The sequence below is a fragment of the Caballeronia sp. LZ028 genome, assembly GCF_031451415.1.
Taxonomy (GTDB): Bacteria; Pseudomonadota; Gammaproteobacteria; order Burkholderiales; family Burkholderiaceae; genus Caballeronia; species Caballeronia zhejiangensis.
On record NZ_JARUXN010000001.1, the window covers coordinates 2,379,411 to 2,403,871 of the forward strand.

Genomic DNA, 24,461 nt, shown 5'->3' on the forward strand with positions numbered 1-24,461 from the left:
CGTGTCAAACTCGGGCATTCCCCGGCTTTCACCTCGCATTCACGTCGAACGATGACTTTCCAGCCCGTCCATGCGCATTCCTACGCCCGCGTGCGTCTCTCCGATGTCGTGTCGGGACAGATCCGGGAATTGATTTCGAACGGCACGCTGCTGCCGGGCCAGCGCCTGCCCGCCGAGCGCGATCTGGCGGAGCAGTTGAACGTGTCGCGTCCGTCGCTGCGGGAGGCGTTGATCCGTCTGGAGTCGGACGGATTCATCCGCGCGGCCGGGCGCGGCGGTTTTGTCGTATCGGATGTGACCGCGCCGCTCGTGTCGCATCCGCTCGCCGCCCTGCTCGAGCAACAGCCGAACGCGAGCGCCGACGTTCTCGAACTTCGCCACGGCCTCGAAACGCTCTCGACCGCCTACGCCGCCGAGCGCGCCACCGACGACGATCTGGCGCGCATCGCCGCTGCCTTCGACGCGCTGCAAAACGCCGTCGCCGAAAAAAGCACGCGCATCGCGGAGAGAGACGCGGCGTTCCATCTCGCCATCGCGGACGCGACGCACAACGTCGCGCTCACGCACGTCATGCACGGACTCAATGAACTGGTGCGCGAATCGATGCTCACGTCGCACCGTCTCGTCGATTACGACGACGAAGTCGAAGCGAACCTGATGACGCAGCATCGCGCGATCTTCGATGCGATCGTAGCGCGCGATCCGGCGCGGGCGCGGGAGTGCGCGGGCGCGCATCTCGATTACGTGCGCACGCTGTATCGCGATGTTTCCGCGAAGAAAAACCGCGCGGCCTGATCCAATCACATTACGAATCTGTAAGCCGCAAGAAAGTGATGATAGGACGTCGCCTACACGCATTTCGGACACGCACGGCTAACGCGGGCGGCGCATCCTCGCGATACTGAAACCGTCGAAAACAACATGCGAAGGAGGACAACATGCCTTATCTACTCGGATGGCTGCTCGGCGTGCCGGTCATCGTGCTGGTGATTCTGTATCTGATCTTTCATTGACCGCATGCGGGCACGAGATGCATCGAAGAGCCAAGGGCGTCGATACAATACGACGCCCTTTCTCTTTTCCGAAGGATGACGATGAACCGCTCCGTCCTCGCGCTCGCCGCATCGCTCGCACTTTTCTCCGGCGCCGGACTCGCGCACGCGGAGGAAATCGCGAGCGTCAACACCAACTTCCGCTTCACCGGATCGGACCGCGTGACCGTCGATGCGTACGACGATCCGCTCGTCCAGGGCGTCACCTGCTATGTGTCCCGCGCGCGCACGGGCGGCGTGAAAGGCACGCTGGGCATCGCCGAAGATCCGACGGAAGCGTCGATCGCGTGCCGCCAGGTCGGGCCGATCAAGATCGCCGAACCGCTCAAGCAGAAAACCGACGTGTTCTCGGCCGGCATGTCCTTCATCTTCAAGACGCTGCATGTGGTGCGCGTCGTCGATACGAAACGCAATACGCTCGTCTATCTGACTTACAGCGACCGCATCGCGACCGGCAGCCCGAAAAACAGCGTGACGGCGGTTCCGATGCCCGAGGGCACGACCATACCGGTGAAGTGACACGCAACTGTCCGGCCGGGCGCGAAGCAAAGTTGTAAACTGGGCGATTCCGCTTATCTCAGAATTGCTCGATCATGCACGCCGACCGTTTCCGCAATGCCGCACGCTACTGGCGCTCGCCGCTCGTGCCGGACGCGGACATGGTCACGGCCGAATACTACGATCACGAATTCTCGCCGCACTGGCATGACGCCTATACGGTGCCCGTGATCGAGGCCGGCGCGGAGTGCTTCGACTATCGCGGCGCGCATCACGTCGCCGAAGCCGGTTCGGTGCCGGTGATCAATCCCGGCGAAGTGCATACCGGCGCGCGGGCCGTCGATGCGGGCTGGCGCTATCGCGTGTTCTATCTGCCGGTGCCGTTCGTCGAAACTCTCGCGCGCGACCTGTCGGGGCGGCCGGAATCGTCGCCGTGGTTTCCGGATGAAATCATCCGCGATCCCGATCTCGCGCGGCGTTTGCAGATCGCGCATCGCCTGCTGGAAAACGGCGCCGACCCGCTCGCCGCGGAACTGGCGCTCGTCGATGCAGTGACGACGCTGCTCGGACGCCACGCGCTCGAACGTCCGCGCGTCGCGCCGCTCGCCGCCGACGCGCACCGCGTCACGACGATGAAATCCCGCCTCGCCGACGATCTCCTCGAACCCGTCACGCTCGCCGAACTCGCGCAGACGGTCGGTCTCTCGACCTTCCACGCCGCGCGCCTCTTCACGCGCGAAACCGGTCTCGCGCCGCATGCGTGGCGCAATCAGCTGCGGATCGTGCGCGCGCTGCCGGCGTTGCGCGCGGGCGCATCCGTGACGGATGTCGCGGCGGCGAGCGGTTTCACGGATCAGAGTCACTTCACGCGCCATTTCAAGCGCACGTTCGGCGTGCCGCCCGGCCGCTGGCGTTAGGCGGTCCGGCCTCGGGAAAGCGCAAGAACGTACAAGCATTCTCATCGACGTTTTGCGTATCCTCGCTTCCATAGGAGGAAATCTTGAAAGCAACACCTTTGCGCGAATTCGCCGCCGGCGCACGCGACACCATCCCGATGATGATCGGCGCCGCGCCCTTCGGCGTGATCTTCGGCACGCTCGTCACCGCAAGTCCGCTCACGCTCTGGCACGGCCAGTTGATGTCGCTCGTCGTGTTCGCGGGCTCGGCGCAGTTCATCGCGGTCGGCCTGATCGCGTCGCACGCGAGCTTCGCCGTCATTCTGGCGACGACGCTCGTCGTCAATCTGCGTCATGTGCTCTATTCCGCGACGCTCGCGCCGTATGTCGCGCATCTGCCGCGCCGCTGGCGCTGGGCGCTCGCGGGCATGCTCACCGACGAAGTTTTCGCCGTCGCCTACGCGCACTATCAGAAGCGCGCGCCGGGCGAGATCGGGCCGCACTACTTCTTCGGCTCCGGCGTCGCGATGTATCTGAACTGGCAGTTGTGGACGCTCCTCGGCCTCTTGTTCGGCGCCGCGTTTCCCGGACTGAAATCGCTCGGGCTCGACTTCGCGATGGTCGCGACGTTCATCGCGATCGTCGTGCCGCAGCTCGTCGCCGTGCGCTTCGTCGCGGCGGCGCTCGCATCGGGCGTGCTGTCCTTCGCGTGGCAAGACTGGCCGTACAAGCTCGGCCTGCTCGCGGCGGTGTTCGTCGGCGTGGCCGTCGGCATGCTGCTCACGCTGATGGAAAACCGTCCGCAAGCGAAGGGCCACGCGAAACATCGTCTGAAGAACGCGAAGGAGCGCACGCAATGAACTACGTCACGCTGATCTTCGGCATGGCGGCCGTTACGTTCGCGATCCGCGCCGCCGTGTTCGTGCTGGGCGAACGCCTGCCCTTTCCGCCGATCGTCCGCACCGCGCTTTCGTTCGTGCCGGTGACGGTGCTCACCGCGATCATCGTGCCGATGACCGTCTCGCCGCACGGCAACGGCGCGGAAATCACCTGGCGCAATCCGCAGCTCGTGGCTGCGATCGTCGCGATCATCGTTTGCGCGTTCACGAAACGGCCGCTTTTGACGATTGCCGTGTCGCTCGCGGTGTTTTTCGCGTGGCAGTTCGCCGTGCTGCGCTAAACGTTTTCTCTCCATCAGCCGTTAAACGGCTTTCAAAGAGCATCGAAGAATCCTCAAGTTCCCGAAGCGCGCGCCGATAACAGAAACGAATGGACTCCGCCTGAGACGCGGCGCCGACAGCTTTTCCCGCCTTCGGAGATCGAAGGCGGAACCGGGAACCAACATGCGTCAAATCACCTTATCGTTACGCGACGAGACCATCGCTTCGCTGCAGCGCGATTTCGAAGCGTTCACGCGTCTGTCGCTGAAGCTGGATCCGCAATTCGTCACGCCTTCGTTCGAGGACTTCCTGCGCGCGAAGCTCCTGGACAACAACACGCCGCTCACCGAGCAGGCGGTGCAGCGCATGCTCACGCACGGCCAGTACGCGTGGGCGAAGCGCGCGCTCGACAAGGAGTTTCCGGACGTCGTCGAGATCCTGATCCGGCAGGCGGCCGAGCACGGCTTCGCCTTCGCGATCCGCGCGGACTGGACCGCCGAGGATCTCGTCAAGGCATCGCGCGCGTGGGCGACGGCGATCGTCACCGAAGCGGACGGCGACGTATCGCAAGTCGACATGCTCGCCTCGCAGATCAAATCGGCGGCGGCGGATATTCGCGAAGTCGAGGAAAAGATGCAGACGCCCGCATGGCGTCTCGCCGATTCGCTACGTCAGCGCGTGTATGAAACCAAGATTTCGGTGGAGACGAGCATCGGTTCGACCGCGCGCGAGAAGCTCGGCGAACTGCGCTGCCTGCTGCGGCTCGGCATCTTCTATGGCTCGATCCAGAAGCAGGAAGCGCAGCAAGTGCTGGAATATCTGCGCTCGCTGCGGCCCGAGCTTTTCGTCGAAGAGCCTTACGACGGCTACACACGCTTCGCAGCATGGCTGCGCAGCATCTTCTCGCCGTCGCCGCGCGCGCCGCGTGCATCGCGCGCGCAGCGCTGAGATTCAGGTCAGTCCCACATTCCCTTTAGGCGCGCCGCGATATCGATCTTCGCTTTCGCGGCCGCAGCCAGCCCCGCCGCCGTCGGCGCAGCGGGCGCGATGACGGGCGGCCACGCGGCCGCTTCGAAGTTCTGCATCAGATGCGGCGGAATGAAACGCGTGCGCTGCGCCCATACGTGACGGTCGCCGAGATGCGTCTGGTTGTACACGTAGAAGCGCTGCGGCGTGATGATGTGCAGGTCTTCCTTCGCGCGCGTCATCGCGACGTATAACAGCCGCCGTTCCTCGTCGAGTTCTTCGTCGCTGCCCGTGCCGAGATCGGACGGAATGCAGCCGTCGACGCCGTTCAGCACGAACACGTTGCGCCATTCCTGGCCCTTCGCCGAATGGATCGTCGAGAGAATCAGATAGTCTTCGTCGAGCAGCGGCACGCCGGATTCGTCGCTGGTCGCGTCGGGCGGATCGAGCGTCAGTTCGGTGAGAAAGCGCTCGCGCGTGGGATACGTCGCCGCGATGCTTTCCATCTGCAACACGTCGCCGATGCGGATCGCCGCGTCCTCGTGATTGCGTTCCAGATGCGGCTCGTACCAACGCCGGATCATTTCGAACTCGGCGGGCCAGCCGGAGTCGCGGCCGCAGAGCTTCGCCATCAGGCCGACGAAACGCGGCCAGTCCTCCGACGCGCGCGCGGGCGCCTGAAACGCGGCGATCGCATTCGACGCCACCGCGTCCGGCGCGCTCACGCTGTCGAGCAGGCGCCCGGCGATCGCCGGTCCGACGCCCGGCAACAACTGCGCGACGCGAAAGCCCGCGACGCGATCGCGCGGATTCTCGGCCCAGCGCAACACCGCGAGCACGTCCTTGACATGAACGGAATCGAGAAACCTCAGTCCGCCGAACTTCACGAACGGAATGTTCCGGCGCGTCAATTCGATTTCGAGCGCCGCGCTGTGATGCGCGGCACGAAACAGCACCGCTTGCGCCTTGAGCTTCATGCCGCCTTCGCGCGCTTCGAGCACTTTTTCGACGACATAGCGCGCCTGATCGGCTTCATCGGCGACGGCAACGACGCGCGGCTTTTGCGCCGATGCCTTGTCGGTCCACAGATTCTTCGTGTAGCGCTCGGTCGCGAGGCCGATCACCGCGTTCGACGCTTCGAGAATCGGCAAGGTCGAACGATAGTTGCGGTCGAGCGTGACGGTCGCGGCGGGCGGATCGAAGTGGCCGGGAAAATCGAGGATGTTGCGCACCGTCGCGCCGCGAAACGAGTAGATGGATTGGGCATCGTCGCCGACGACGGTGAGGCCGCGCCCGTCCGGTTTCATCGCGAGAAGAATGGATGCCTGCAGACGGTTCGTGTCCTGATATTCGTCGACGAGAACGTGATCGAAGCGGCTCGCGAGATCGGCGGCAATCGACGGCTCCGCCGCGAGATGCGACCAGTAGAGCAGCAGATCGTCGTAATCGAGCACGCTTTGCGCCTGTTTCGCGCTGACGTACGCGGCGAAGAGGCGCTTCAGGTCCGCTTCCCACTCGCGGCACCACGGATACGACTGATCGAGCACGGTCGCCAGGGACGCGCCGGTGTTGACGACGCGCGAGTAGATCGCGAAGCACGTCGATTTGGCGGGAAAGCGCTTTTCCTTCGACGACAAACCGAGCTCGTGCCGCACGAGGTTCATGAGATCGGCCGAATCCTCGCGATCGTTGATGGTGAACGACGGCGCGAGCCCGACGAGATCGGCGTAATCGCGCAACAGCCGCGCGCCGACGCTATGGAACGTGCCCGACCACGACAAACCCTGCGCGATTGCGCTTCTCGTGCCGAGCGCGTTCATTGCGATGCGCGACACCCGCCGCGTCATTTCGAGCGCCGCGCGGCGCGAAAACGTGAGCAGCAGGATGCGATGCGGATCCGCGCCTTTCACCAGCAGATGCGCGACGCGATGCGCGAGCGTGTTGGTCTTGCCCGATCCCGCGCCCGCGATGACGAGCAGCGGCCCGCCCGCGCGCCCCGGTTCGTCGACGCCGAATTCGACGGCCTGACGCTGCGCCTCGTTGAGCTTCGCGAGATAGTCGGCGACCTGTTTCGTGGTGGATTCGTCGGCGGTGTCGGGGAGCGTGAGCACGGGAGAAAGGCGGCGGGAAATGAGTGACGCACACTGTATATCCATACAACCCGCACGCGCAAGCCTTTGGCTCGACAAGGGTTTTGGCCCCAAATGCAACGAGCCCGGCTCGCACGGAACCGGGCTCGCATCGCTGCAAAAGATTTGCGTCAGTCGGCCTTCTTCGCGTTCTTGAGCTTCGCTTCGGCGGCGGCTTCATTGGCGTCCGATTGCGCCTCGGTCTTTTTCTTGTCGGCCTTGGCTTGCGCGACGGCCGCCTTCTTGTCGGCCTTGCTCTGTTCCTTCGCGGCCTTTTGATCGGCGGCAGTCGGCGTATCCGACGCCGTCTGTGCGAACGATGCCACGCTCGCGCTCGCGAACGTCCCCGCGATCAGCGCGGCCAGCAGTGCATGAGTTTTTCGATTCATGGTCTTCTCCCTTGTTCGATGCCGCGAGCCGCGCCAAACGCGAGCTCGCGGCGATTCCCGGTTCCCCCGCTTAATGCTGCAAGCCGGTGTCCTTCGGTGCGTTCGGCTCGGTCGCGTTCAATTCGGCCTTGGCGGCGTCCTTGTCCGCCTTGCGATTGATCTTCGCGTTCTTCACCTCTTCCTTGTACTGCGCCTTGGCCTGCTCGGTTTGCGCCTTCAATTCGGCCTTCGACGCCTTCTTCGACGCGCTGTATTCGGCGTTCGCCTTCGCATTGGCATTGCGGCGCTCGACGAGCGGATCGGTCGGCGCGGGCGCGACGAGGTTCTGCGGCGGCGGCGTCATCGGCTGTTGGGCTTGCATCGGCTGCACTTGCGCTTGCGTTTGCGTCTGCACCGGTGCGGACTGGGTCGCGGTTTGCGCATAAGCGCCCGAAGCGGCGAACGTGGCGATGGCGGAGCTGATCAAAAGGATTCGTGCGCGAGTCATGAGCTAGTCCTCTTTTTAGTTGGCGTCGGCGGCGCTCTTACGACGATGAAACGAGCGATCCGCGCGACTTTTGTCGATTGGAAAGATGACCGAAGCTGCATCGATCAAATGGTCGGACCGGCGGTCAATCGGGCAAGTTCGCGAAAATCAGTCACTGTTACCGACGGTTTCATCTGGCTACATTTGCCAACGAGCGCGCTTGAGTGGGGATTACCGGTCCTCGCGATCCCTGAGCACGGCGCATGCCCGGCGTGGTTTATCATTGAGCCCTTCCCGCATTCCCGCCTTGCCCGCCTCATGCCGCCACTCCAATTCACCCTCACGGGCGACTTCATCGAACTCCACAATCTGCTCAAGCTGATGGGCCTCGCGGACAGCGGCGGCTCGGCGAAGGCGCGCGTCGCCATGGGCGATGTCACCGTCGACGGCCAGGTGGAACTGCGCAAGACCTGCAAGATCCGCGCGGGTCAGCGAGTGAAGCTCGACGGCCAGACGATTTACGTGCGCGCGCCCGATTAAGCGCGCGGCGATTTGCGCGCACACGCCGCGCAATTGCGAAAATCCGGGCATAAGCAAACGCGTCATCGACATGCCGCACGCGACGCAATAAGCTGACGGTCTGTTCTTTCGTTCTGGTTTCAGCGTCGGTTCCCGTCAGCGCGTTTGCGCTTCGATCCTTGCCCCCTCGCGTTCCAGTCCGGCCGCACTCATTGCGGCCTTTTCGTTTCGATCCGATCAACATGCAACCGCCAGTCACGCGCGCCGCGCGCGCGCATCAAGGACCGCCGAGCCTCTCGCGTCACGCCGTCGACACGGCGCGTCTCGCCGCGCCGCTTGCCATCGCGCAGCTCTCGCAGATGGCGATGGGCGTCACCGACACCATCCTGCTCGGCTCGCTCGGCCCCGATGCCCTCGCCGCGGGCGGCCTCGGCGCGAATCTCTTTTTCGTCGTCGTGACGCTCCTGCAGGGCGTGCTGACGTCCGTTTCCGTGTCGGTGGCGCATGCGCGCGGCGCGAATGCCGATCATCGCGTGCCAGGCATCTACTGGACCGGGTTCGTGCTCTCCTTGCTGCTCGCCGTGCCCGCGTTCGTGCTGCTGAGCTACGCCGAACCGATCCTGCTCGCGTTCCACGAACCCGCGACGCTCGCGAAGAACGTCGGCGAATACTGCGCGGTGCTGCGCTGGGGGACGCCCGGCAGTCTGATCGGCGTCGGGATGATGCGCGCGTTTCTGCCCGCCATCGGCGCGGCGCGCAGGCTCTTGTGGATCTCCATCGGCGGCGTGTTCGTCAACGGCTTTCTCAACTACGGCCTGATCCACGGCGCGTACGGCCTGCCGCGCGAAGGCTTCCTCGGCTCGGCGGCGGCGACGACGATCACCGTCTGGGGCATCGCGATCGCGCTCGTCGCGGTGCTGCATCTGCGGCCGCGCTACCGGCATTTCGTCGCGCGCGCGCGCCCGCGCCTGCCGCTGATGGGCGAACTGTTCAGCATCGGCTGGCCCGTCGCGATCACCTACGGGGTCGAATCGACGCTCTTTCTCGCCACCGGCATGATGGTCGGCCTGCTCGGCGAAGCGCCGCTCGCCGCGCATCAGATCGCGCTCAACGTCGCGTCGGTCGCGTTCATGGTGCCGCTGGCGATCGGCCAGGCGGCGAACGTGCGCGTCGGCTACTGGGTCGGCGCGGGCGTGCCTGTCGCCGCGCGTCACGCGGGCTTCGTCGCGCTCGCGCTCGGCGTCGGCTTCATGATGTGCTCCGGGCTCGTGCTGATCGCCGTGCCGCGCGCGATCGTCGGGCTGTATCTGCATCTCGACGATCCCGCCAACGCGCATACCGTCGCGCTCGCGGCGTCGCTGCTCGGCGTCGCGGCGGTGTTCCAGATCGTCGACGGCATGCAGACGGTCGGCTCCGGCTGCCTGCGCGGCCTGAAGGACACGCGCATTCCGATGCTCGCCGCCGCGTTCGGCTACTGGGGCGTCGGCTTTCCGACCGGCTATGTGCTCGCGTTCCACTTCGAACTCGGCGCGAAGGGCCTGTGGTGGGGCCTCGCGGCCGGGCTCGCGAGCGTCGCCGTGCTGATGACGCTGCGCTTCCATCGCATCAGCCGGCGCTTCATCGAAACCGGCATCACGCCACGGCCGGACGACGCCGGCGCCGCGAGCGCCGCGCCGCACGGTCACGTCTGATAAGCACACGATCCGCGCGCCGATTTGCATAGCACGAATGCTTGGTTGGGCCGCGCGGCGCGCATTGCTACGATGAACCCGTCTCCTCCTTGAGACATCTGTGACAGGGGTTGTAGGCCCGCTCTAGCCAGCGGGCTTTTTTTCGTCCGTACGCCACCGCCCAGTGCAACGTTCGGCGCTTTCCCGATTTCCCATAGAATAATTTCGAGATCCGGCGCGAGTACGCTCCTTGCTACTTTCGTGCTGAAGACCGAAAACGCGAAAACGTCGCCGAGCGCTTCACGAGCGGCGACCAGAACGGGGAATCGAAGTGTCGGAAAACCGGGGATTGCGGGAAATCGCGCGCCGCGACGCGCGCGCACGAACATTCGGCGCCGCCGTGCGCAACATCGCCGTCATCGTGACGATGACGACGCTCGTCGCCGCTTGCGAGACGCGCCCGCCCGCGACGGCGTTCGACCGGCCGGAGAGCCACGCGCTGGCATCGACGGAAACGACGCCCCTCGCGACCGCCCTCGCGCCGCTCGAGAAACGGCATCCGGACGAGTCGGCGGTGCGCCTGCTGCCGACCGGCACCGACGCGCTGCAGGCGCGCATCGCACTCGCGCGCGCGGCGACGAAGACGCTCGACATGCAGTACTACATCGCCAACGAGGACAACACCGGCAAGCTGCTGCTCGGCGCGGCGCTGTATGCGGCGGATCGCGGCGTGCGCGTGCGCATGCTCGTCGACGATCTGAACTTCAAGGACATCGACCAGATCATGGCGGCGCTCAATTCGCACGACAAGATCGAGATTCGCGTGTTCAACCCGTACGGCAGCGCGCAACGCAGCTTCTCCGAGCGCACGCAGAATTTCTTCACGAATCTCAGTCACTTCACGCGCCGCATGCACAACAAGGCGATGATCGCGGACAACCAGATCGCGATCGTCGGCGGCCGCAATCTCGGCGACGAGTACTTCAGCGCGAGCCCGACCTTGCAGTTTCGCGATCTCGACGTCTTCGCCGCCGGTCCGGTCACGCAAGAAATATCCGCGAGCTTCGACGATTACTGGAACAGTTCGCTCGCGTACCCGCTGCGCGCGCTCAACAAGCAGAAGTTCGACGCCCGCGAACTCGACAAGACCCGCGACGACTTGCGCAAGCACTGGCGCGAGCAGGCCGATCCGCTGAACGCGAAGCCGCTCAATGCGACGCCGCTCGCGCAGCAGATCGCGCGCGAGGAAATGGACCTCGTGTGGGCGCCGACGGAGTTCCGGGTCGATTCGCCATCGAAGATCGAGCATCCGAGCGACGACTACAAAAGCCCGCCGATGGAGCGCCTTGTCGCTCTGCTGAAGGACGCGCAGAGCGAATTCCTGATCCTGTCGCCCTACTTCGTGCCGCACGACGCGGGCGTGAAGGCGCTCGCCGGTCTGACGAAGCGCCGCGTGCGCGTCGCGGTGCTGACGAATTCGCTCGCCGCGACCGATGCCGTCGCCGTGCAGGCGGGCTACGCGCCGTATCGCATTCCGATGCTGCAAAGCGGCGTCGAACTGTACGAGTTCAAGCCGATTCAGGTCGAAGGCGAAAGCAGTCCGCGCGCGGGTCTCTTCGGCTCGCAGTCGCGCGCGAGCCTGCACGCGAAGGCCTATGTGATCGATCGGAGTATCCTCGTGATCGGCTCGATGAATCTCGATCCGCGTTCGGCGAAGCTCAATACCGAGCTCGCGCTCGTGATCCACAGCAAGCCGATCGCCGAGGAAGCCGCGAAACTCTTCGAGAACGGCATTTCGCCGAAGGTGAGCTGGCAGGTGCAACTGGCGAGCGCGGCGGTGACGGAGGAGCTTCGGCGCACGGGCGCGCCGCAGTCGGGCCTCGTCTGGATCACCGAGGAAAACGGCAGTCTCGTCACCTACAATTTCGATCCCGAGGCAGGTCTTTATCGCAATGCGATGACGGGCCTCTTCATGATGCTGCCCGTCGACAAGCAGCTTTGATCCAACTTCGTAAGGAAACTCACGCCATGTCACACGATGCGAAGGGCGACGTACGGATGGAGAAGGACACGTTCGGCGAGATCGCCGTGCCGAACGACAAGCTCTGGGGCGCGCAGACGCAGCGCTCGCTGCAAAACTTCAAGATTTCGACGGAAAAGCAGTCGCCCGAGCTGATCACCGCGCTCGCGATCATCAAGCACGCCGCCGCGGAAGTGAACGAAGGCCTGAAGGTGCTCGACTCGAAGAAGGCGAAGGCGATCGTTCAGGCGGCCGAGGAAATCATCGACGGCAAGCATCCCGACGAATTTCCGCTTGCCGTCTGGCAAACCGGCTCGGGCACGCAGACCAACATGAATCTGAACGAGGTGATCGCCAATCGCGCCAGCGAAATCATGGGCGGTCCGCGCGGCGAGGAGCGCCTCGTGCATCCGAACGACGATGTGAATCGCGGCCAGTCGTCGAACGACGTGTTTCCGACCGCGATGCACGTCGCCGCGGCCGTGGCGATCAAGAAGCATCTGCTGCCGTCGCTGAAAACGTTGCGCGATACGCTCGACAAGAAGGCGAAGGCGTTCGACAAGATCGTGAAGATCGGCCGTACGCACTTGCAGGACGCGACGCCGCTCACGCTCGGGCAGGAGTTTTCGGGATACGTCGCGCAGCTCGATCAGAGCATGAAGCACGTCGAGGCGACTTTGCCGCATCTGTATCAGCTCGCGCAGGGCGGCACGGCGGTCGGCACGGGGCTGAACGCGCATCCGGAATTCGCGGTGAAGGTCGCGCAGGCGATCGGCAAGCTCACCGGCCTGCCGTTCGAGACCGCGCCGAACAAGTTCGAGGTGATGGCCGCCGCCGATGCGCTCGTCGCCGCGCACGGCGCGCTGAAGACGGTCGCGGCGAGCCTGATGAAGATCGCCAACGACATCCGCTGGCTGGCGAGCGGACCGCGCTGCGGGTTGGGCGAGCTGTCGATCCCGGAGAACGAGCCGGGCAGCTCGATCATGCCGGGCAAGGTGAACCCGACGCAATCCGAAGCCGTCACGATGCTCTGCTGCCAGGTCTTCGGCAACGATGTCGCGGTGAACTTCGGCGGCGCGAGCGGCAACTTCGAGCTGAACGTGTTCCGGCCGATGATCGCGCACAACGTGCTGCAATCGGTCCGCCTGCTCGCGGACGGCGCGCAGAGCTTCAACGATAACTGCGCGGTGGGCATCGAGCCGAACGAGAAGCGCATCGACAGTCTGCTGAACGAATCGCTGATGCTCGTGACGGCGTTGAATCCGCATATCGGCTATGACAAGGCCGCGCAGATCGCGAAAAAGGCGCACAAGGAAGGCACGACGCTCAAGGCCGCCGCGCTCGCGCTCGGTCACGTGACCGAGCAGCAGTTCGATGAATGGGTCAAGCCGGAGGAAATGGTGGGAAAAAGGTAAGCGCGTTCTTGCCCGAAGAGCGGCGGGTTACACCTTCCCCGCTGCCACCTCTTCCGGCTTCAGCTCGACGATTGCATCGAGCGCGTCCTTCACGTCCATCGCGTATTTCGCGAGGCGCTTTTCCTCTTCCGTTTCCGGCACGAACGCAGGCACGGGCGTCGGCTGGCCTTTTTCATCGACGGCGACGAAAACCATCAGGCAATCGGTCGTCTGCTGAAGCTCGCCGACTTTCGGATCGCCCGCATGCACGGAAATGTGGATGTGCATGCTGGTGCGCCCCGTCGTCACGACGCGCGCGCGCAACTCGACCAGATTGCTGACGAGAATCGGCCGCCGAAAACGGATGTTGCCGACGCTCACCGTGACCGCATAGCGCCCGGACCACATCGCGGCGCAGGCGTAGGCGGTTTCGTCGATCCATTTCATCAGCGCGCCGCCGTGCACCTTGCCGCCGAAATTCACCGAAGTCGGCTCGGCGAGAAAGCGGAAAGTGGTTTCCGCACGGCTTTTCGGGACGGCGGGAATGGGGGATGAGGTCGGCGTATTCATGGGAAGCCCGTCTGATACGGAAATGAATGCCGATTATAGGGTCGGCAATATTCAATCGTGGACGGTGATGCCCTGATCGATCGTGCCGTACATCGTGATGCTGCCGCCGCTGCCCGCCGACGACGACGGCGCGCCCGCGCAGCCCGCGCAGAGCACGAGAACGCCTATAGCGCTCGCGAGAATGAATCTGGCCATGGAACTCTCCCCTGCTGCCTCGAAATGCCAGCGGTCATTCTAGCGCCGCGCCTCGCGCATCGACATTTCGGCGCACGGTGAAACGTCGGTTGCGCGATCGCGCTAGAGTGGACGCATCGACTACTTCGCCCGATACGGAAATCGCCATGAACCCCGCTTTCGACGACGCCGATTCCCGCGCGCGCCATTTTCCCGGCTTGTCGCGCATCGGCGCGCTGATCGCGGATCCGGGCCGCGCCGCCATGCTCTGGTCGCTGATGGACGGCACCGCGCGCCCCGCCGGCGAACTGACGATGATCGCGGGGCTGTCGCCATCGGCGGCAAGCGGGCATCTCGCGCGGCTGACCGAAGGCGGACTGCTCGCGCTCGAAGTGAGCGGACGGCATCGGTACTACCGGATCGCGACGGCGGATATCGCCGCGGCCATCGAAGCGCTCGCCAATCTCGCGCGGGCGAGCGCGCCGCAGCGCGCGCCGGAACGGCCGCCTTCCGCCGTGCCTGTCGAAATGCGTTTCGCGCGCACCTGCTACGACCATCTGGCGGGCGAACTCGCCGTGCAGCTCTTCGAGCGGATGATCGCGCGCAACTGGCTCGCCGCCGCCGATCGTCACGACGCCGCGCACGGCCCCGCCGCGCTCGACGCCACGCCCGAAGGCGCGCAGGCGTTCGCCGAACTCGGCATCGATCTGAAGGCGCAGCGCGCGCGGCGGCGACGGTTCGCGTGCACCTGCATCGACTGGAGCGAGCGCCGGCCGCATCTGGGCGGCGCGCTCGGCGCGGCGTTTCTCGACGCGTGCGAGTCGCACGGCTGGATCGAGCGCACGGCGAAACGCCGCGTTCTGCGCGTGACGCCCGCGGGGCATCGGCATTTCGAAGGCTTCCTGTCCGCGCGATAAAGCTTTGTTACGCGCGCCTGCGAGCCGTTACAAACGGCATCGTACGGATACAGGCGCCGGCGATACATTGATCCGACAGGTCTCGCGAACTCAGTGCGCCGAACGGAACGCACGCGCGGCCGCCGGAGAACGTAATGAAGATCAAGATCGCCGCTTTGTGCGTGCTTTTGTCGGCATCGGGGCTTAACGCGTTTGCGCAAACCGGACAAGGCGATCCGCCCGGACGCATCGCGCGGCTCAACTACATGGCGGGCACGGTGACGACCGAGCCAGCGGGCGCATCCGACTGGTCCTACGCGCAGATCAATCGTCCGCTGACGACGGGCGATCAACTCTGGAACGACGAGAACGCGCGCTCCGAACTGCATATCGGTTCGACGGCGGTGCGGCTCGGGTCATCGACGGCGCTGTCCGTCCTCGCGCTCGACGACAACACCGCGCAACTCAAGATCGCCCAGGGCACGCTGTCGACGCGCGTGCGCGAACTCCCGCCGGGCACGACCTACGAGATCGACACGCCGAACACCGCGCTCGCGATCACGACGCCCGGCGAGACGCGCGTCGACGTCGCGCCCGATGGCCGCGCGACGACCGTGACGGTGCGAAGCGGCGGCGTGACCGCGTACGGCGACGGTGGCCCCGTGCAACTCGCGGGCGGGCAGCAGATGACGTTCGAGGGCACGAATCTGCAGCAGGCATCGGCGAATGCGGCGCCCGCGCCCGACGCGTTCGATCAATGGGCCGCCGGGCGCGACGCATCCGAAGATCGCTCGATTTCGGCGCGATATGTATCGCGCGACGTGCCCGGTTATCAGGATCTCGACGCCAACGGAACGTGGCGCAACGATCCGTCGTACGGGCCGGTCTGGACGCCGACCGCCGTGTCCGCCGACTGGGCGCCGTATCGTCAGGGACATTGGGCCTGGCAGGATCCGTGGGGATGGACATGGATCGACGACGCGCCGTGGGGCTTCGCGCCGTATCACTATGGCCGCTGGGCGTATATCGGATCGCGATGGGCGTGGGTGCCCGGCCCGATGGACGTCAGCGCGCCGCCCGCGTACTCGCCTGCGCTCGTCGGTTTCGTCGGCGATGGCGATGGCGATGGCGGCCCCGACTGGAACGTCGCGCTGACGGTCGGCGGCATCGCGGCGGCGGGCGTCGCGTGGTTTCCGCTCGGCCCGGGCGAAGCATGGCGTCCGCATCGGGATGGCTGGAGTCCGCGTTATTTCGAACGCGTGAACCGCAATGTCTATGTGCGCAATACGTACGTCAACTATCACGCGCCGCGCGGGCTGACGGCCGTGCCGACGAACCTGTTCGTGCTTGGCCAGCCGGTCGGACGTCAGCCGTACGCGGTCGATCCGTCGCGCTGGCGCCATCCGCGCTTCTTCGCGGGCGCGCCGGGCATTGCGCCGACGCGCGACAGCTTCGCGCCCGGTGGGCGACGCGCGAGTTATCAGCCGCCGCAGGCCGGATTCGGACGACCGGTGGTCGCGACACGCGCGCCCGTCGCGCCGCCGGCTTTTCATGACCGGTACGTGCAGCAGAATCGCGATCCGCGCGGCGGGTACGGCGCGCGCAACGAACAGGTGCATCTCGTCGCGACGCATGGACCGGCGCGGTCGGTCATCGCGGGCGGCGCGTTGCCGGCGCCGGTTCCCGCTCACCCTGCGCAGCCGCATGGCTACGGCGTTGCGCATCCGCCGCAGGCTGCGCAATTCGGCGCGAACGATCCGCGCTTCGCGCATGGGGATTCATCGCGCGGACATGCCGTTTCGCGCGAGCCGCGCGCGCCGCAGCAGGCGTATCAACCGATGTGGCAGCGTCAACGCGCAAACGATGCGCCGCACGTCGATCAACGCATGCCGATGCATTCGATGCAGCCGCAGCCCAATCACGCGTCGCCGGAGGCGTATCGCCAGGCGCGGGTCGAACAGCCGCGCCATGAGATGCCGCCGCCTCATCCGCAGCCGGAAGCGCAGCGGCCGCAGCCTCACCAGGAGCCAACGCGTCAGCCGATGCATCAGGAAGTTCGTCAGGCTCCGCCGCCGCAGATGCAGAATCGGGAGCCTCATCAACCGCAACAGCCGCAACAGCAACGTGGCGGCGGCAACGAGCACCATCGCGGTTAAGACCTCAAAAACAAAACGCGCGGCCTCGACCGCGCGTTTTCTTGTGCAAACCGACGAAACCCGGCTTATACGGCCATCGGCGCCGTGAGCGCGTCGTGATGCTTGTAGCCTTCGAGCGCGAAATCCTTCGGCTCGATCTTCTCCAGCCATTCCGGTTCATAGCGCTTCGTCACCGCGTAATCCGGCACGCGATCGGAGATGATCAGTTGCGGCGAAGGCAGCGGCTCGCGCTTCAGTTGCTCGTGCAGCATGTCGAGCTGGTTTTCGTAGATGTGCGCGTCGCCGATGAAGTACGTGAACCAGCGCGGCTTGTAGCCCGTCAGCCGTCCGACGAGATGCAGCAGCGCCGCACCTTCGGTCAGATTGAACGGCGTGCCGAGGCCGACGTCGTTGCTGCGGATGTACAGACACAGCGAAATCTCGCGCGTCACCGCGTTCGGGATGAACTGATACAGCAGATGGCACGCGGGCAGCGCGATCTCGTCGAGCTTCGCCGGATTCCACGCGTGAAACAGAATGCGCCGGTCGGTCGGGCGCTCGATGATCGTGTCGAGACATTGACGCAACTGATCGATCGCCTTGTACAGCAGCACCTGCTCGCGCCCGTTTTCGACGAAACTCGTCACGAGCTGATAGCCGCGATTCGTGGCGTCGGCGATCTGGTCGCCCGCGCAGGCGTCGACGAGCTTGTACGCGGGCCACTTGCGCCACTGCACGCCGTAGACGTCGCCGAGATCGTCCGGACCCTGGCGATACGGATTCTCGAGCCAGTCCGGATTCTCGTTGGCGTTGGCGTCCCACACCTTGCAGCCGAGCGCGCGAAAGTCCGCCGCGCTCTTCGACGCGCGCAAAAAGCCCACGAGTTCGCCGATCGCCGACTTGAACGCGAGCTTTTTCGTGGTCACGGCCGGGAAGCCTTGCTGCAGGTCGAAACGCAGCATCGCGCCGGGCATGCTGATCGTGCGGATGCCCGTGCGGTTTTCCTGCCAAGTGCCGGTATCGAGAATCGTCTGGACGAGCTCGAGATACTGTTTCATTCGATGTTCCCTGGGTACGCTGCGCGCCCTCGCGAGCGGAAGGCGTAAATGATCGATTTTACCAAGCGATGGATGCGGGCGCTTAGTGCAGCGGCACGAAAAAACGGGCGCCTTGTGGCGCCCGTCCGGTGTTCGTCCGACCTGGCTGTCAGCCGCGCGTGGCGTGTTCCGAGGGCGCATCGACCTCGATGTGACGCATGCCATGCGCGCTCAACAGCCGATACAGCGTCACGCGCGAGATGCCCAATTCGTGCGCGGCGTCGCCAAGACGCCCGCGATGGCGCAGCAGCGCGAGTTCGATCGCCTGTCGTTCGGCGGCCTCGCGCGCCTGTGCGAGCGAGACCGGCGCGACTTCGACGTATTCGCCGAGTTCGAGATCGCGCGCTGTGATCTGACGCCCTTCCGACATCACGATGGCGCGCCGCACGCGGTTGATGAGCTCGCGCACGTTGCCCGGCCAGCCGTAGTTGTGGATCGCGGCGATCGCATCCGGCGAGAATCCGCGCAGCCGACGGCTCGCGTCCTTCTTGAAGCGGTCGAGCATGTGCTTCGCGAGCAGCTCGATATCCTTGCCGCGCGCGCGCAGCGGCGGCTCGTCGATCTGCAGCACGCACAGCCGGTGATACAGGTCCGCGCGAAAGCGCCCTTCGATCATCGCGGTCTGCATGTCGACGTGCGTCGCGGAAATGATGCGCACGTCGACGGGCGTCGAGCCGTGTCCGCCGAGGCGCTCCACCTTGCGCTCCTGCAGGAAGCGCAACAGGCTCGCCTGGCTTTCGAGCGGCAGGTCGCCGATTTCATCGAGGAACAGCGTGCCGCCATTGGCCGCTTCGACACGGCCGATCTTGCGTTGATTCGCGCCCGTGAAAGCGCCGCGTTCGTAACCGAAGAGCTCCGATTGCAGCAGATGCGCGGGAATCGCGCCACAGTTGATCGCCACGAACGGCTGATCGCGGCGCGCCGAGCGCTCGTGAATGGCAACAGCCGTGAGTTCCTTGCCGGTGCCGGATTCGCCGGAGATGAACACGGGCGCATCGGTCATCGCGACTTTGCGGATCGAGCGGAAGAGCGCGAGCATCGCGTCGCACGAACCGACCATTTCGCCCTCGGCGCGGCCCTCGCTGCGCGCATCGTTCGACGCGGCGTCATGCAGCGAAACCATGCCGTACGCATGACCGACGGAATCGACGATGCGGTCGTTGGACGTCGGCAGCGTCACGTAATCGAAGCAATAGTCGCGAATGAGACGCCGCACGGCAGCGTCTTCCAGTTGCCCGGCAACCGTGGCCGCGACCCAGCCCACGTTGGTCATCGTCAGCGACGATTCGAACGCCGCCAGTTCATGAGATTCGAAATGACTCGACAGATCGAGCAGCCCGCCGGTCGCCAGATCGCTGCGCAAAGCCTTGCGCGTGTCGCGCGCGTTCGCGACGATTTCGATATGCCAACCGCGCTCCTCGAATCGCGCGCACAGCGTCTCGCTTGGATCGCGAGTCACATAGATGAGTTGCCGCCGAGCGACGTCCATTATTCAGATCCTTTGTTCAACATTCGTTGAAAAGGTCACGTAGTTCAAGGCTCGCGCTACATCGCAAACTTCGTTGCCCTCGCACGTTGCTCGCAAACGTCTGGAGAGGATTTGCCATTCGAACCGTCGCCCCCGGGACACGGCGCGAAACACCACGCACCCTTCCACGAAACCCTTTATGTCTGATTCTGCGCCGTTTTTGAGAGACTACTATAACCCAGAAACCCCGGAAACAAATATCGCGAGAGTCGCCGGATTAGCCACAAAACCTTGACAGGACGGCCTTGGCAAGAATTTCTCACACGATTATCAACGAGATTGCGCACAATTTAATAAGACAAAATCTTATACCGATTTCGCCGGAAGTTCACGTTTTTCTGCCTTCATGTTTCAGCAGTGAAACGTTTACAGCCGAATTTTTGCTGCGGACTTTCGTCGGATTTTCGCGATTCATTGCGCAGCAACGCTCTGCCGGACATGGCACGCAATTCGCTCCAATAGAACCGCGCTCGAAGGTAAGAAATACTCGCTGCCGAACGAGCGTTCATCTTTATCCCTGCATTCGACTCCCGCTTAATCGTTTTACCGAGAAAGCGATTACTTTATTTCCGGATATTTCCGTGGCGGGAATTTATTACTTGGTTATGTCGTCACGATGGCACGCGATAGTTCTTTAAGGCGCGGAGAAACAACCGACGCGCATCAAAATGGCGAGAACGCGGACGAATCCGCCGCGTCGGGCCTGCCCGACGATCGTCCGACTGGCTCGGGCGTCAGCGTGACGCTATGGGACGAGATCGCGCCGCCCCCATGGCACACGACGCTGCCGCTCGGCGACGAAGCGCCGGAGGCGTAGGCCCGCGCGGCGCGCCGAGCGCTGGCCGCGCCGCAAGCGTCGGTTAGAATCGTCACCCGGCCGCGCTGCCCGCGCGCGCCAGCTTGCCGGACTTCTATTCCATGACGACGCTGACTCTGATCGTCGCCCGCGCGCGCAATGGCGTGATCGGACGCGAAAACCAACTGCCCTGGCGCCTGCCCGAGGATCTCGCCTTCTTCAAGCGCACGACGATGGGCGCGCCCATCATCATGGGCCGCAAGACGCATGAATCCATCGGCAGGGCGCTGCCGGGGCGGCGCAATATCGTCGTGTCGCGCGACGGCACCCGGCGCTACGAAGGCTGCGATGTCGTGACGAGCCTCGAAGCGGCGCTCGCGCTCGAACCGGCGAAGGAAGCGTTTCTGATCGGCGGCGCGCAGTTGTATCAGGATGCCATTGCGCGTGCGGACAAGATGATCGTCACCGAGATCGACGCCGATTTCGATGGCGACACGCGCTTTCCCGCGCCCGATCCCGAGTTGTGGCGCGAAGTGTCGCGCGAGCCGCATCGCGCAGCGGCGCCGAACGATTTCGCGTTCGCCTTCGTGACTTACGAGCGCATCGCCTCGTCGGAATGAAGCCGGAATGAAAAAAGGCTCCGGATGCGCTCCGGAGCCTTTCTGTTCTCGACCGGCGCGGCTTACTGGCCCGCGACCGTCATCCGCTCGATCAGCACCGAGCCGATTTCCTTCGTGCCGCGCACGACGGTATCCGCGCCGATTGCCTCGATATGGCGGAACATCTCCTGCAGCGTGCTCGCCACGGTGATTTCCTCGACGGCATGCACGATCTTGCCGTTCTCGACCCAGAAACCCGACGCGCCGCGCGAGTAGTCGCCCGTCACGTAGTTCACGCCCTGCCCCATCAGTTCGGTAAGCAGGAGGCCGGTATCGAGCTTCTTCAGCATCGCTTCGAAGTCGTCCTCGGGCTTCGTGTGCGCGCTCGTCATCGTCAGATTGTGCGAGCCGCCCGCGTTGCCGGTCGTCTGCATGCCGAGCTTGCGCGCGGAGTACGTCGACAGGAAATAGCCCTGCACGACGCCATCCTCGACGACGTTACGGCGTTGCGTACGCACGCCTTCTTCGTCGAACGGGGCGCTGCCCATGCCGCCCTTCACATGCGGATCTTCGACGATCTGGATATGCGGCGCGAACACCGGCTTGCCGAGGCTATCGACGAGGAACGTAGTCTTGCGATACAACGCGCCGCCGCTCACCGACTGCACGAACGCGCCGAGAATGCCCGCCGCGAGCGGCGCTTCGAACAGCACGCGGCACTTGCGCGTGTCGAGGCTCTTGGCGTTGAGCCGCGCGAGCGCCCGCTCGGCGGCGTAGCGGCCGACGGCTTCGGGCGCCGCAAGCGCGGATGCATCGCGTTTGGACGTGTACCAGTCGTCGCGCTGCATGTCGCGGCCGGCCGCGGCGATCGGCGCACACGCAATGTAGTGACGCGAGTACGGATAGCCCGCCATGAAGCCGCGCGACGTCGCGAGCACGAACTGCGAATGCTGCGCGGAAACGCTCGCGCCTTCCGAATTGGTCACGCGCTTGTCGACGGCGAACGCTGCGGCCTCCGCGCGGCGCGCGATCTCGGCGGCCTCTTCGGCGTCGATGTCCCACGGGTGATAAAGATCGAGGTCCTGCGGCGACTTTTCCAGCAACTCGGCTTCCGCGAGGCCGGCCGCGCTGTCCTCAGCCGTGAAGCGCGCGATGTTGTACGCGGCCGCGACCGTGTCGCGCAATGCGTCGCGCGTGAAGTCCGCAGTGCTCGCGTTGCCGCGCTTCTTGCCGATGAACACGGTCACGCCGACCATCTTGTCGCGATTGTGCTCGATGGTCTCCACTTCGCCGCGCCGCACGCTCACCGACAGGCCGTCGCCCTCGGAGATCTCGGTGGCCGCATCGCTCGCGCCGAGTTCCTTCGCGTAGCGCAGGATGTCGGAGGCGATCTCCTTCAGCTCATCCTGCGTATGCGGGAAGTAGCGTTGCTTGACGTCCATGTCTGCTGCCATTTTTGGTTGCCTTTGGAAGTCGGGCGTGTCGCGCCCGCGCATGTCGTGATTGCTTCGGGATTCCCTGCCAGATGCGCTCGTCGTCGAGCATCGCAAAGCGGGACCGGCGTATCACGCGATCATAGCAAGGACGGCGTGCATTCACCCGCCAAGGTTTGTCGCAGCGCCGGCCGCGACCCGGCAAAAGCGATGCGGGCGCAAGCTACAATGTCGGGATGAACCGTAAAACCCGCATTCAACCGATCGATTCCGGCCGCGACGACGATCGCGAGGCCGACGAAAACGGCTACGACCGTCCGAGCAAATCCCAGCTCAAGCGCGAAATGCACGCGCTGCAGGAGCTGGGGGAAGCGCTCATCGCGCTGCCCAAGGATGCGCTCAAACGCATGCCGATGCCCGAGGATCTCGGCGACGCCGTGCGCGAGGCACGCCGCATCACCGATCACGAAGGCAAGCGCCGTCAGTTGCAGTACGTCGGCAAGGTCATGCGCTCGCTGACCGAAGACGAAGTCGCCGCGCTGCGCACCGCGCTCGACACCCATCGCGGCGTGAACAAGGCCGAAACCGCGCGCATGCACTGGATCGAGCGCACGCGCGAACAATTGCTCGCCGATGACGCCGCGCTCACCGAATTCATCCGCACGCATCCGGGCGTCGATCCGCAGGAAGGCCGCACGCTGATCCGCAACGCGCGCAAGGAGCGCGAGCAGCAAAAGCCGCCGCGCTATTACCGCGAACTCTTCCAGTGGATCAAGAACGCGTCGGGCGCGCAAGACGACGATGTCGAAGACGACGAGGACGATCGCGATGACGACGCGTGACGAACTGATAGTCGGACTGGTGTCGATCAGCGATCGCGCGTCTTCCGGCGTCTACGAGGACAAGGGCTTGCCGTCGCTCGTCGAGTGGCTCGGAGCGGCGCTCTCGACGCCGTTTCGGGCCGAGACGCGGCTGATTCACGACGACGCCGCGACCATTTCCGCGACGCTCGTCGAGCTCGTCGATACGCACCGCTGCGATCTGGTGCTGACGACAGGCGGCACCGGCCCGTCCCGCCGCGACGTGACGCCCGAGGCGACGCTCGCCGTCGCCACCAAGCCGATGCCCGGCTTCGGCGAGCAGATGCGCCAGATCAGCCTGAATTTCGTGCCGACGGCCATTCTCTCGCGGCAAGTCGCGGTGATTCGCGAAACGGAAGACCACGCTGCGCTCATCATCAATCTGCCGGGCCAGCCGAAGTCGATCCGCGAAACGCTCCAAGGTCTGAAAGACGCAGACGGCAGAACGAAAGTGCCGGGCATTTTCGCGGCCGTGCCGTATTGCATCGATCTGATCGGCGGGCCGTATATCGAAACGCGGCCGGAAGTGGTCGCCGCGTTTCGTCCGAAGAGCGCGATCCGCCCGCCGAAGAATTAGGACGCGGCTGCGCTCGCCGACGGAATCAGGAAATGCTGGCGGTAGTACTTGAGCTCGTCGATCGACTCGTGGATATCGGCGAGCGCCGTGTGCATCGCACGCTTCTGAAAGCCCTTGTAAATCGCCGGCTGCCAGCGGCGGCACAGTTCCTTCAACGTGCTGACGTCGAGATTGCGATAGTGGAAGAACGTCTCCAGTTCGGGCATCCAGCGCGCCATGAAGCGTCGGTCCTGGCAGATCGAGTTGCCGCACATCGGCGACTTGCCGGGCGGCACGTAAGCCCCGAGAAAATCGCGGATCTGGCGCGTGGCTTCGGCTTCATCGACCGTCGACGCCTTCACGCGCTCGGTCAGCCCCGAGCGGCCGTGCGTGTTGCGATTCCACTCGTCCATGCGGCCGAGCGCTTCTTCCGTCTGATGAATCGCGAGGACCGGGCCTTCGACCATCTTGTCGAGCGTCGAATTCGTGACGACCACCGCGATCTCGATGATGCGATCGTTGTCCGGATCGAGGCCGGTCATCTCCATATCGAGCCACACGAGGTTCATGTCGCTGCGCACGAGCGCGTTTTCTTCTGATTCGGGCGTGGTGGAGATGTCGGTCATGAAAAGCGGCCTGAAAGATGGGAAAGCCATGC

The 24,461-nt window shown here is 64.7% G+C and carries 25 protein-coding genes; 16 read left to right on the plus strand and 9 right to left on the minus strand.

The window, feature by feature from the left end; translation table 11 throughout:
- Positions 1-51: 51 nt before the first annotated feature.
- From QCE58_RS11295 to QCE58_RS11320, 6 genes are all read left to right on the plus strand, one after another.
- Entirely contained in the window at positions 52-795 is a 744-nt protein-coding gene (locus tag QCE58_RS11295) for a FadR/GntR family transcriptional regulator (RefSeq protein ID WP_250521242.1), read from the plus strand.
- A gap of 299 nt (positions 796-1,094) precedes the next feature.
- A complete protein-coding gene (locus tag QCE58_RS11300; protein WP_008342297.1) occupies positions 1,095-1,571 on the plus strand; it encodes a CreA family protein in 477 nt (158 codons plus the stop codon).
- 74 nt (positions 1,572-1,645) lie between these two features.
- Complete coding sequence (locus tag QCE58_RS11305) at positions 1,646-2,467, plus strand: AraC family transcriptional regulator (protein ID WP_250521243.1); 822 nt, start codon at positions 1,646-1,648, stop codon at positions 2,465-2,467.
- 137 nt (positions 2,468-2,604) lie between these two features.
- Positions 2,605-3,306: an AzlC family ABC transporter permease gene (locus tag QCE58_RS11310; protein ID WP_250521252.1), complete on the plus strand. Its 702-nt coding sequence runs from the start codon at positions 2,605-2,607 to the stop codon at positions 3,304-3,306.
- Positions 3,303-3,626 (plus strand): AzlD domain-containing protein, encoded by a 324-nt coding sequence (locus QCE58_RS11315; RefSeq protein WP_008342300.1) that lies wholly within the window; start codon positions 3,303-3,305, stop codon positions 3,624-3,626. The genes QCE58_RS11310 and QCE58_RS11315 overlap by 4 nt, the downstream gene beginning before the upstream one ends.
- 163 nt (positions 3,627-3,789) lie before the next feature.
- Entirely contained in the window at positions 3,790-4,554 is a 765-nt protein-coding gene (locus QCE58_RS11320) for a DUF4088 family protein (protein ID WP_008342301.1), read from the plus strand.
- Positions 4,555-4,562: 8 nt separating this feature from the next.
- Here the strand turns inward: QCE58_RS11320 and QCE58_RS11325 are convergent, their stop codons facing one another.
- The 3 genes from QCE58_RS11325 to QCE58_RS11335 form a co-directional block, all read right to left on the minus strand.
- Positions 4,563-6,683, minus strand: a complete 2,121-nt coding sequence (locus tag QCE58_RS11325) for an ATP-dependent helicase (RefSeq protein ID WP_250521244.1) — start codon at positions 6,681-6,683, stop codon at positions 4,563-4,565.
- 149 nt (positions 6,684-6,832) lie between these two features.
- Positions 6,833-7,090, minus strand: coding sequence for a hypothetical protein (locus QCE58_RS11330; RefSeq protein ID WP_250440027.1), 258 nt, complete (start codon positions 7,088-7,090; stop codon positions 6,833-6,835).
- A 70-nt stretch (positions 7,091-7,160) separates the two neighbouring features.
- The gene (locus QCE58_RS11335; RefSeq protein ID WP_250440028.1) at positions 7,161-7,577 is read right to left on the minus strand and encodes a hypothetical protein; all 417 of its coding nucleotides are present in this window, start codon (positions 7,575-7,577) and stop codon (positions 7,161-7,163) included.
- Positions 7,578-7,874: 297 nt separating this feature from the next.
- On the opposite strand from QCE58_RS11335, the gene QCE58_RS11340 reads away from it, so the two are divergent.
- The 4 genes from QCE58_RS11340 (at position 7,875) to fumC (ending at position 13,180) form a co-directional block, all read left to right on the plus strand.
- Positions 7,875-8,096 carry an RNA-binding S4 domain-containing protein gene (locus QCE58_RS11340; protein ID WP_008342305.1) on the plus strand — a complete coding sequence of 74 codons (222 nt, stop codon included), beginning with the start codon at positions 7,875-7,877 and terminating at the stop codon, positions 8,094-8,096.
- Between the two features lie 221 nt (positions 8,097-8,317).
- A complete protein-coding gene (locus tag QCE58_RS11345; protein ID WP_034472804.1) occupies positions 8,318-9,766 on the plus strand; it encodes an MATE family efflux transporter in 1,449 nt (482 codons plus the stop codon).
- 406 nt (positions 9,767-10,172) lie between these two features.
- Positions 10,173-11,747, plus strand: a complete 1,575-nt coding sequence (locus QCE58_RS11350; protein WP_250521253.1) for a phospholipase D family protein — start codon at positions 10,173-10,175, stop codon at positions 11,745-11,747.
- Positions 11,748-11,773: 26 nt separating this feature from the next.
- The gene (fumC, locus tag QCE58_RS11355) at positions 11,774-13,180 is read left to right on the plus strand and encodes a class II fumarate hydratase (protein WP_175980381.1); all 1,407 of its coding nucleotides are present in this window, start codon (positions 11,774-11,776) and stop codon (positions 13,178-13,180) included.
- 27 nt (positions 13,181-13,207) lie between these two features.
- Here the strand turns inward: fumC and QCE58_RS11360 are convergent, their stop codons facing one another.
- Both QCE58_RS11360 and QCE58_RS11365 read right to left on the minus strand, forming a co-directional pair.
- Positions 13,208-13,729 carry an acyl-CoA thioesterase gene (locus QCE58_RS11360; protein ID WP_250521245.1) on the minus strand — a complete coding sequence of 174 codons (522 nt, stop codon included), beginning with the start codon at positions 13,727-13,729 and terminating at the stop codon, positions 13,208-13,210.
- 51 nt (positions 13,730-13,780) lie between these two features.
- Entirely contained in the window at positions 13,781-13,924 is a 144-nt protein-coding gene (locus tag QCE58_RS11365; RefSeq protein WP_250460486.1) for a hypothetical protein, read from the minus strand.
- Between the two features lie 146 nt (positions 13,925-14,070).
- Between QCE58_RS11365 and QCE58_RS11370 the strand changes: the two genes are divergently transcribed.
- Together QCE58_RS11370 and QCE58_RS11375 are read left to right on the plus strand one after the other, a co-directional pair.
- Entirely contained in the window at positions 14,071-14,820 is a 750-nt protein-coding gene (locus QCE58_RS11370; protein ID WP_008342310.1) for a helix-turn-helix transcriptional regulator, read from the plus strand.
- 134 nt (positions 14,821-14,954) lie between these two features.
- On the plus strand, positions 14,955-16,955 hold the full coding sequence (locus QCE58_RS11375) for a DUF6600 domain-containing protein (protein ID WP_250521246.1): 2,001 nt from the start codon (positions 14,955-14,957) through the stop codon (positions 16,953-16,955).
- A 65-nt stretch (positions 16,956-17,020) separates the two neighbouring features.
- Here QCE58_RS11375 and QCE58_RS11380 read toward each other — a convergent pair whose 3' ends face one another.
- The gene (locus QCE58_RS11380) at positions 17,021-17,992 is read right to left on the minus strand and encodes a thymidylate synthase (protein WP_250440030.1); all 972 of its coding nucleotides are present in this window, start codon (positions 17,990-17,992) and stop codon (positions 17,021-17,023) included.
- A 148-nt stretch (positions 17,993-18,140) separates the two neighbouring features.
- Positions 18,141-19,520: a sigma-54 dependent transcriptional regulator gene (locus tag QCE58_RS11385; RefSeq protein WP_008342313.1), complete on the minus strand. Its 1,380-nt coding sequence runs from the start codon at positions 19,518-19,520 to the stop codon at positions 18,141-18,143.
- 655 nt (positions 19,521-20,175) lie between these two features.
- On the opposite strand from QCE58_RS11385, the gene QCE58_RS11390 reads away from it, so the two are divergent.
- Together QCE58_RS11390 and QCE58_RS11395 are read left to right on the plus strand one after the other, a co-directional pair.
- The gene (locus tag QCE58_RS11390) at positions 20,176-20,376 is read left to right on the plus strand and encodes a hypothetical protein (RefSeq protein ID WP_008342315.1); all 201 of its coding nucleotides are present in this window, start codon (positions 20,176-20,178) and stop codon (positions 20,374-20,376) included.
- A 101-nt stretch (positions 20,377-20,477) separates the two neighbouring features.
- Positions 20,478-20,975, plus strand: a complete 498-nt coding sequence (locus QCE58_RS11395; RefSeq protein ID WP_008342320.1) for a dihydrofolate reductase — start codon at positions 20,478-20,480, stop codon at positions 20,973-20,975.
- A gap of 62 nt (positions 20,976-21,037) precedes the next feature.
- Here the strand turns inward: QCE58_RS11395 and pmbA are convergent, their stop codons facing one another.
- A complete protein-coding gene (pmbA, locus tag QCE58_RS11400; protein WP_008342321.1) occupies positions 21,038-22,408 on the minus strand; it encodes a metalloprotease PmbA in 1,371 nt (456 codons plus the stop codon).
- 215 nt (positions 22,409-22,623) lie between these two features.
- Here pmbA and yjgA point away from each other — a divergent pair, with 215 nt between their 5' ends.
- The gene (yjgA, locus tag QCE58_RS11405) at positions 22,624-23,229 is read left to right on the plus strand and encodes a ribosome biogenesis factor YjgA (protein WP_034472813.1); all 606 of its coding nucleotides are present in this window, start codon (positions 22,624-22,626) and stop codon (positions 23,227-23,229) included.
- Entirely contained in the window at positions 23,216-23,824 is a 609-nt protein-coding gene (gene mog / locus QCE58_RS11410; protein ID WP_250502315.1) for a molybdopterin adenylyltransferase, read from the plus strand. The genes yjgA and mog overlap by 14 nt, the downstream gene beginning before the upstream one ends.
- Here mog and orn read toward each other — a convergent pair.
- Positions 23,821-24,429 (minus strand): oligoribonuclease, encoded by a 609-nt coding sequence (gene orn, locus QCE58_RS11415; protein ID WP_250434985.1) that lies wholly within the window; start codon positions 24,427-24,429, stop codon positions 23,821-23,823. The two genes, mog and orn, sit on opposite strands and share 4 nt — an antisense overlap.
- Positions 24,430-24,461 lie beyond the last annotated feature (32 nt).

Excerpts from the sequence above, each read along its gene's own strand:
- QCE58_RS11295 (WP_250521242.1), top strand. The coding sequence starts at position 52 with ATGACTTTCCAGCCCGTCCATGCGCATTCCTACGCCCGCGTGCGTCTC.
- QCE58_RS11300 (WP_008342297.1), top strand. The coding sequence starts at position 1,095 with ATGAACCGCTCCGTCCTCGCGCTCGCCGCATCGCTCGCACTTTTCTCC.
- QCE58_RS11305 (WP_250521243.1), top strand. The coding sequence starts at position 1,646 with ATGCACGCCGACCGTTTCCGCAATGCCGCACGCTACTGGCGCTCGCCG.
- QCE58_RS11310 (WP_250521252.1), top strand. The coding sequence starts at position 2,605 with ATGATGATCGGCGCCGCGCCCTTCGGCGTGATCTTCGGCACGCTCGTC.
- QCE58_RS11315 (WP_008342300.1), top strand. The coding sequence starts at position 3,303 with ATGAACTACGTCACGCTGATCTTCGGCATGGCGGCCGTTACGTTCGCG.
- QCE58_RS11320 (WP_008342301.1), top strand. The coding sequence starts at position 3,790 with ATGCGTCAAATCACCTTATCGTTACGCGACGAGACCATCGCTTCGCTG.
- QCE58_RS11330 (WP_250440027.1), bottom strand. The coding sequence starts at position 7,090 with ATGAATCGAAAAACTCATGCACTGCTGGCCGCGCTGATCGCGGGGACG.
- QCE58_RS11335 (WP_250440028.1), bottom strand. The coding sequence starts at position 7,577 with ATGACTCGCGCACGAATCCTTTTGATCAGCTCCGCCATCGCCACGTTC.
- QCE58_RS11340 (WP_008342305.1), top strand. The coding sequence starts at position 7,875 with ATGCCGCCACTCCAATTCACCCTCACGGGCGACTTCATCGAACTCCAC.
- QCE58_RS11345 (WP_034472804.1), top strand. The coding sequence starts at position 8,318 with ATGCAACCGCCAGTCACGCGCGCCGCGCGCGCGCATCAAGGACCGCCG.
- QCE58_RS11350 (WP_250521253.1), top strand. The coding sequence starts at position 10,173 with ATGACGACGCTCGTCGCCGCTTGCGAGACGCGCCCGCCCGCGACGGCG.
- fumC (WP_175980381.1), top strand. The coding sequence starts at position 11,774 with ATGTCACACGATGCGAAGGGCGACGTACGGATGGAGAAGGACACGTTC.
- QCE58_RS11360 (WP_250521245.1), bottom strand. The coding sequence starts at position 13,729 with ATGAATACGCCGACCTCATCCCCCATTCCCGCCGTCCCGAAAAGCCGT.
- QCE58_RS11365 (WP_250460486.1), bottom strand. The coding sequence starts at position 13,924 with ATGGCCAGATTCATTCTCGCGAGCGCTATAGGCGTTCTCGTGCTCTGC.
- QCE58_RS11370 (WP_008342310.1), top strand. The coding sequence starts at position 14,071 with ATGAACCCCGCTTTCGACGACGCCGATTCCCGCGCGCGCCATTTTCCC.
- QCE58_RS11375 (WP_250521246.1), top strand. The coding sequence starts at position 14,955 with ATGAAGATCAAGATCGCCGCTTTGTGCGTGCTTTTGTCGGCATCGGGG.
- QCE58_RS11380 (WP_250440030.1), bottom strand. The coding sequence starts at position 17,992 with ATGAAACAGTATCTCGAGCTCGTCCAGACGATTCTCGATACCGGCACT.
- QCE58_RS11385 (WP_008342313.1), bottom strand. The coding sequence starts at position 19,520 with ATGGACGTCGCTCGGCGGCAACTCATCTATGTGACTCGCGATCCAAGC.
- QCE58_RS11390 (WP_008342315.1), top strand. The coding sequence starts at position 20,176 with ATGGCACGCGATAGTTCTTTAAGGCGCGGAGAAACAACCGACGCGCAT.
- QCE58_RS11395 (WP_008342320.1), top strand. The coding sequence starts at position 20,478 with ATGACGACGCTGACTCTGATCGTCGCCCGCGCGCGCAATGGCGTGATC.
- pmbA (WP_008342321.1), bottom strand. The coding sequence starts at position 22,408 with ATGGCAGCAGACATGGACGTCAAGCAACGCTACTTCCCGCATACGCAG.
- yjgA (WP_034472813.1), top strand. The coding sequence starts at position 22,624 with ATGAACCGTAAAACCCGCATTCAACCGATCGATTCCGGCCGCGACGAC.
- mog (WP_250502315.1), top strand. The coding sequence starts at position 23,216 with ATGACGACGCGTGACGAACTGATAGTCGGACTGGTGTCGATCAGCGAT.
- orn (WP_250434985.1), bottom strand. The coding sequence starts at position 24,429 with ATGACCGACATCTCCACCACGCCCGAATCAGAAGAAAACGCGCTCGTG.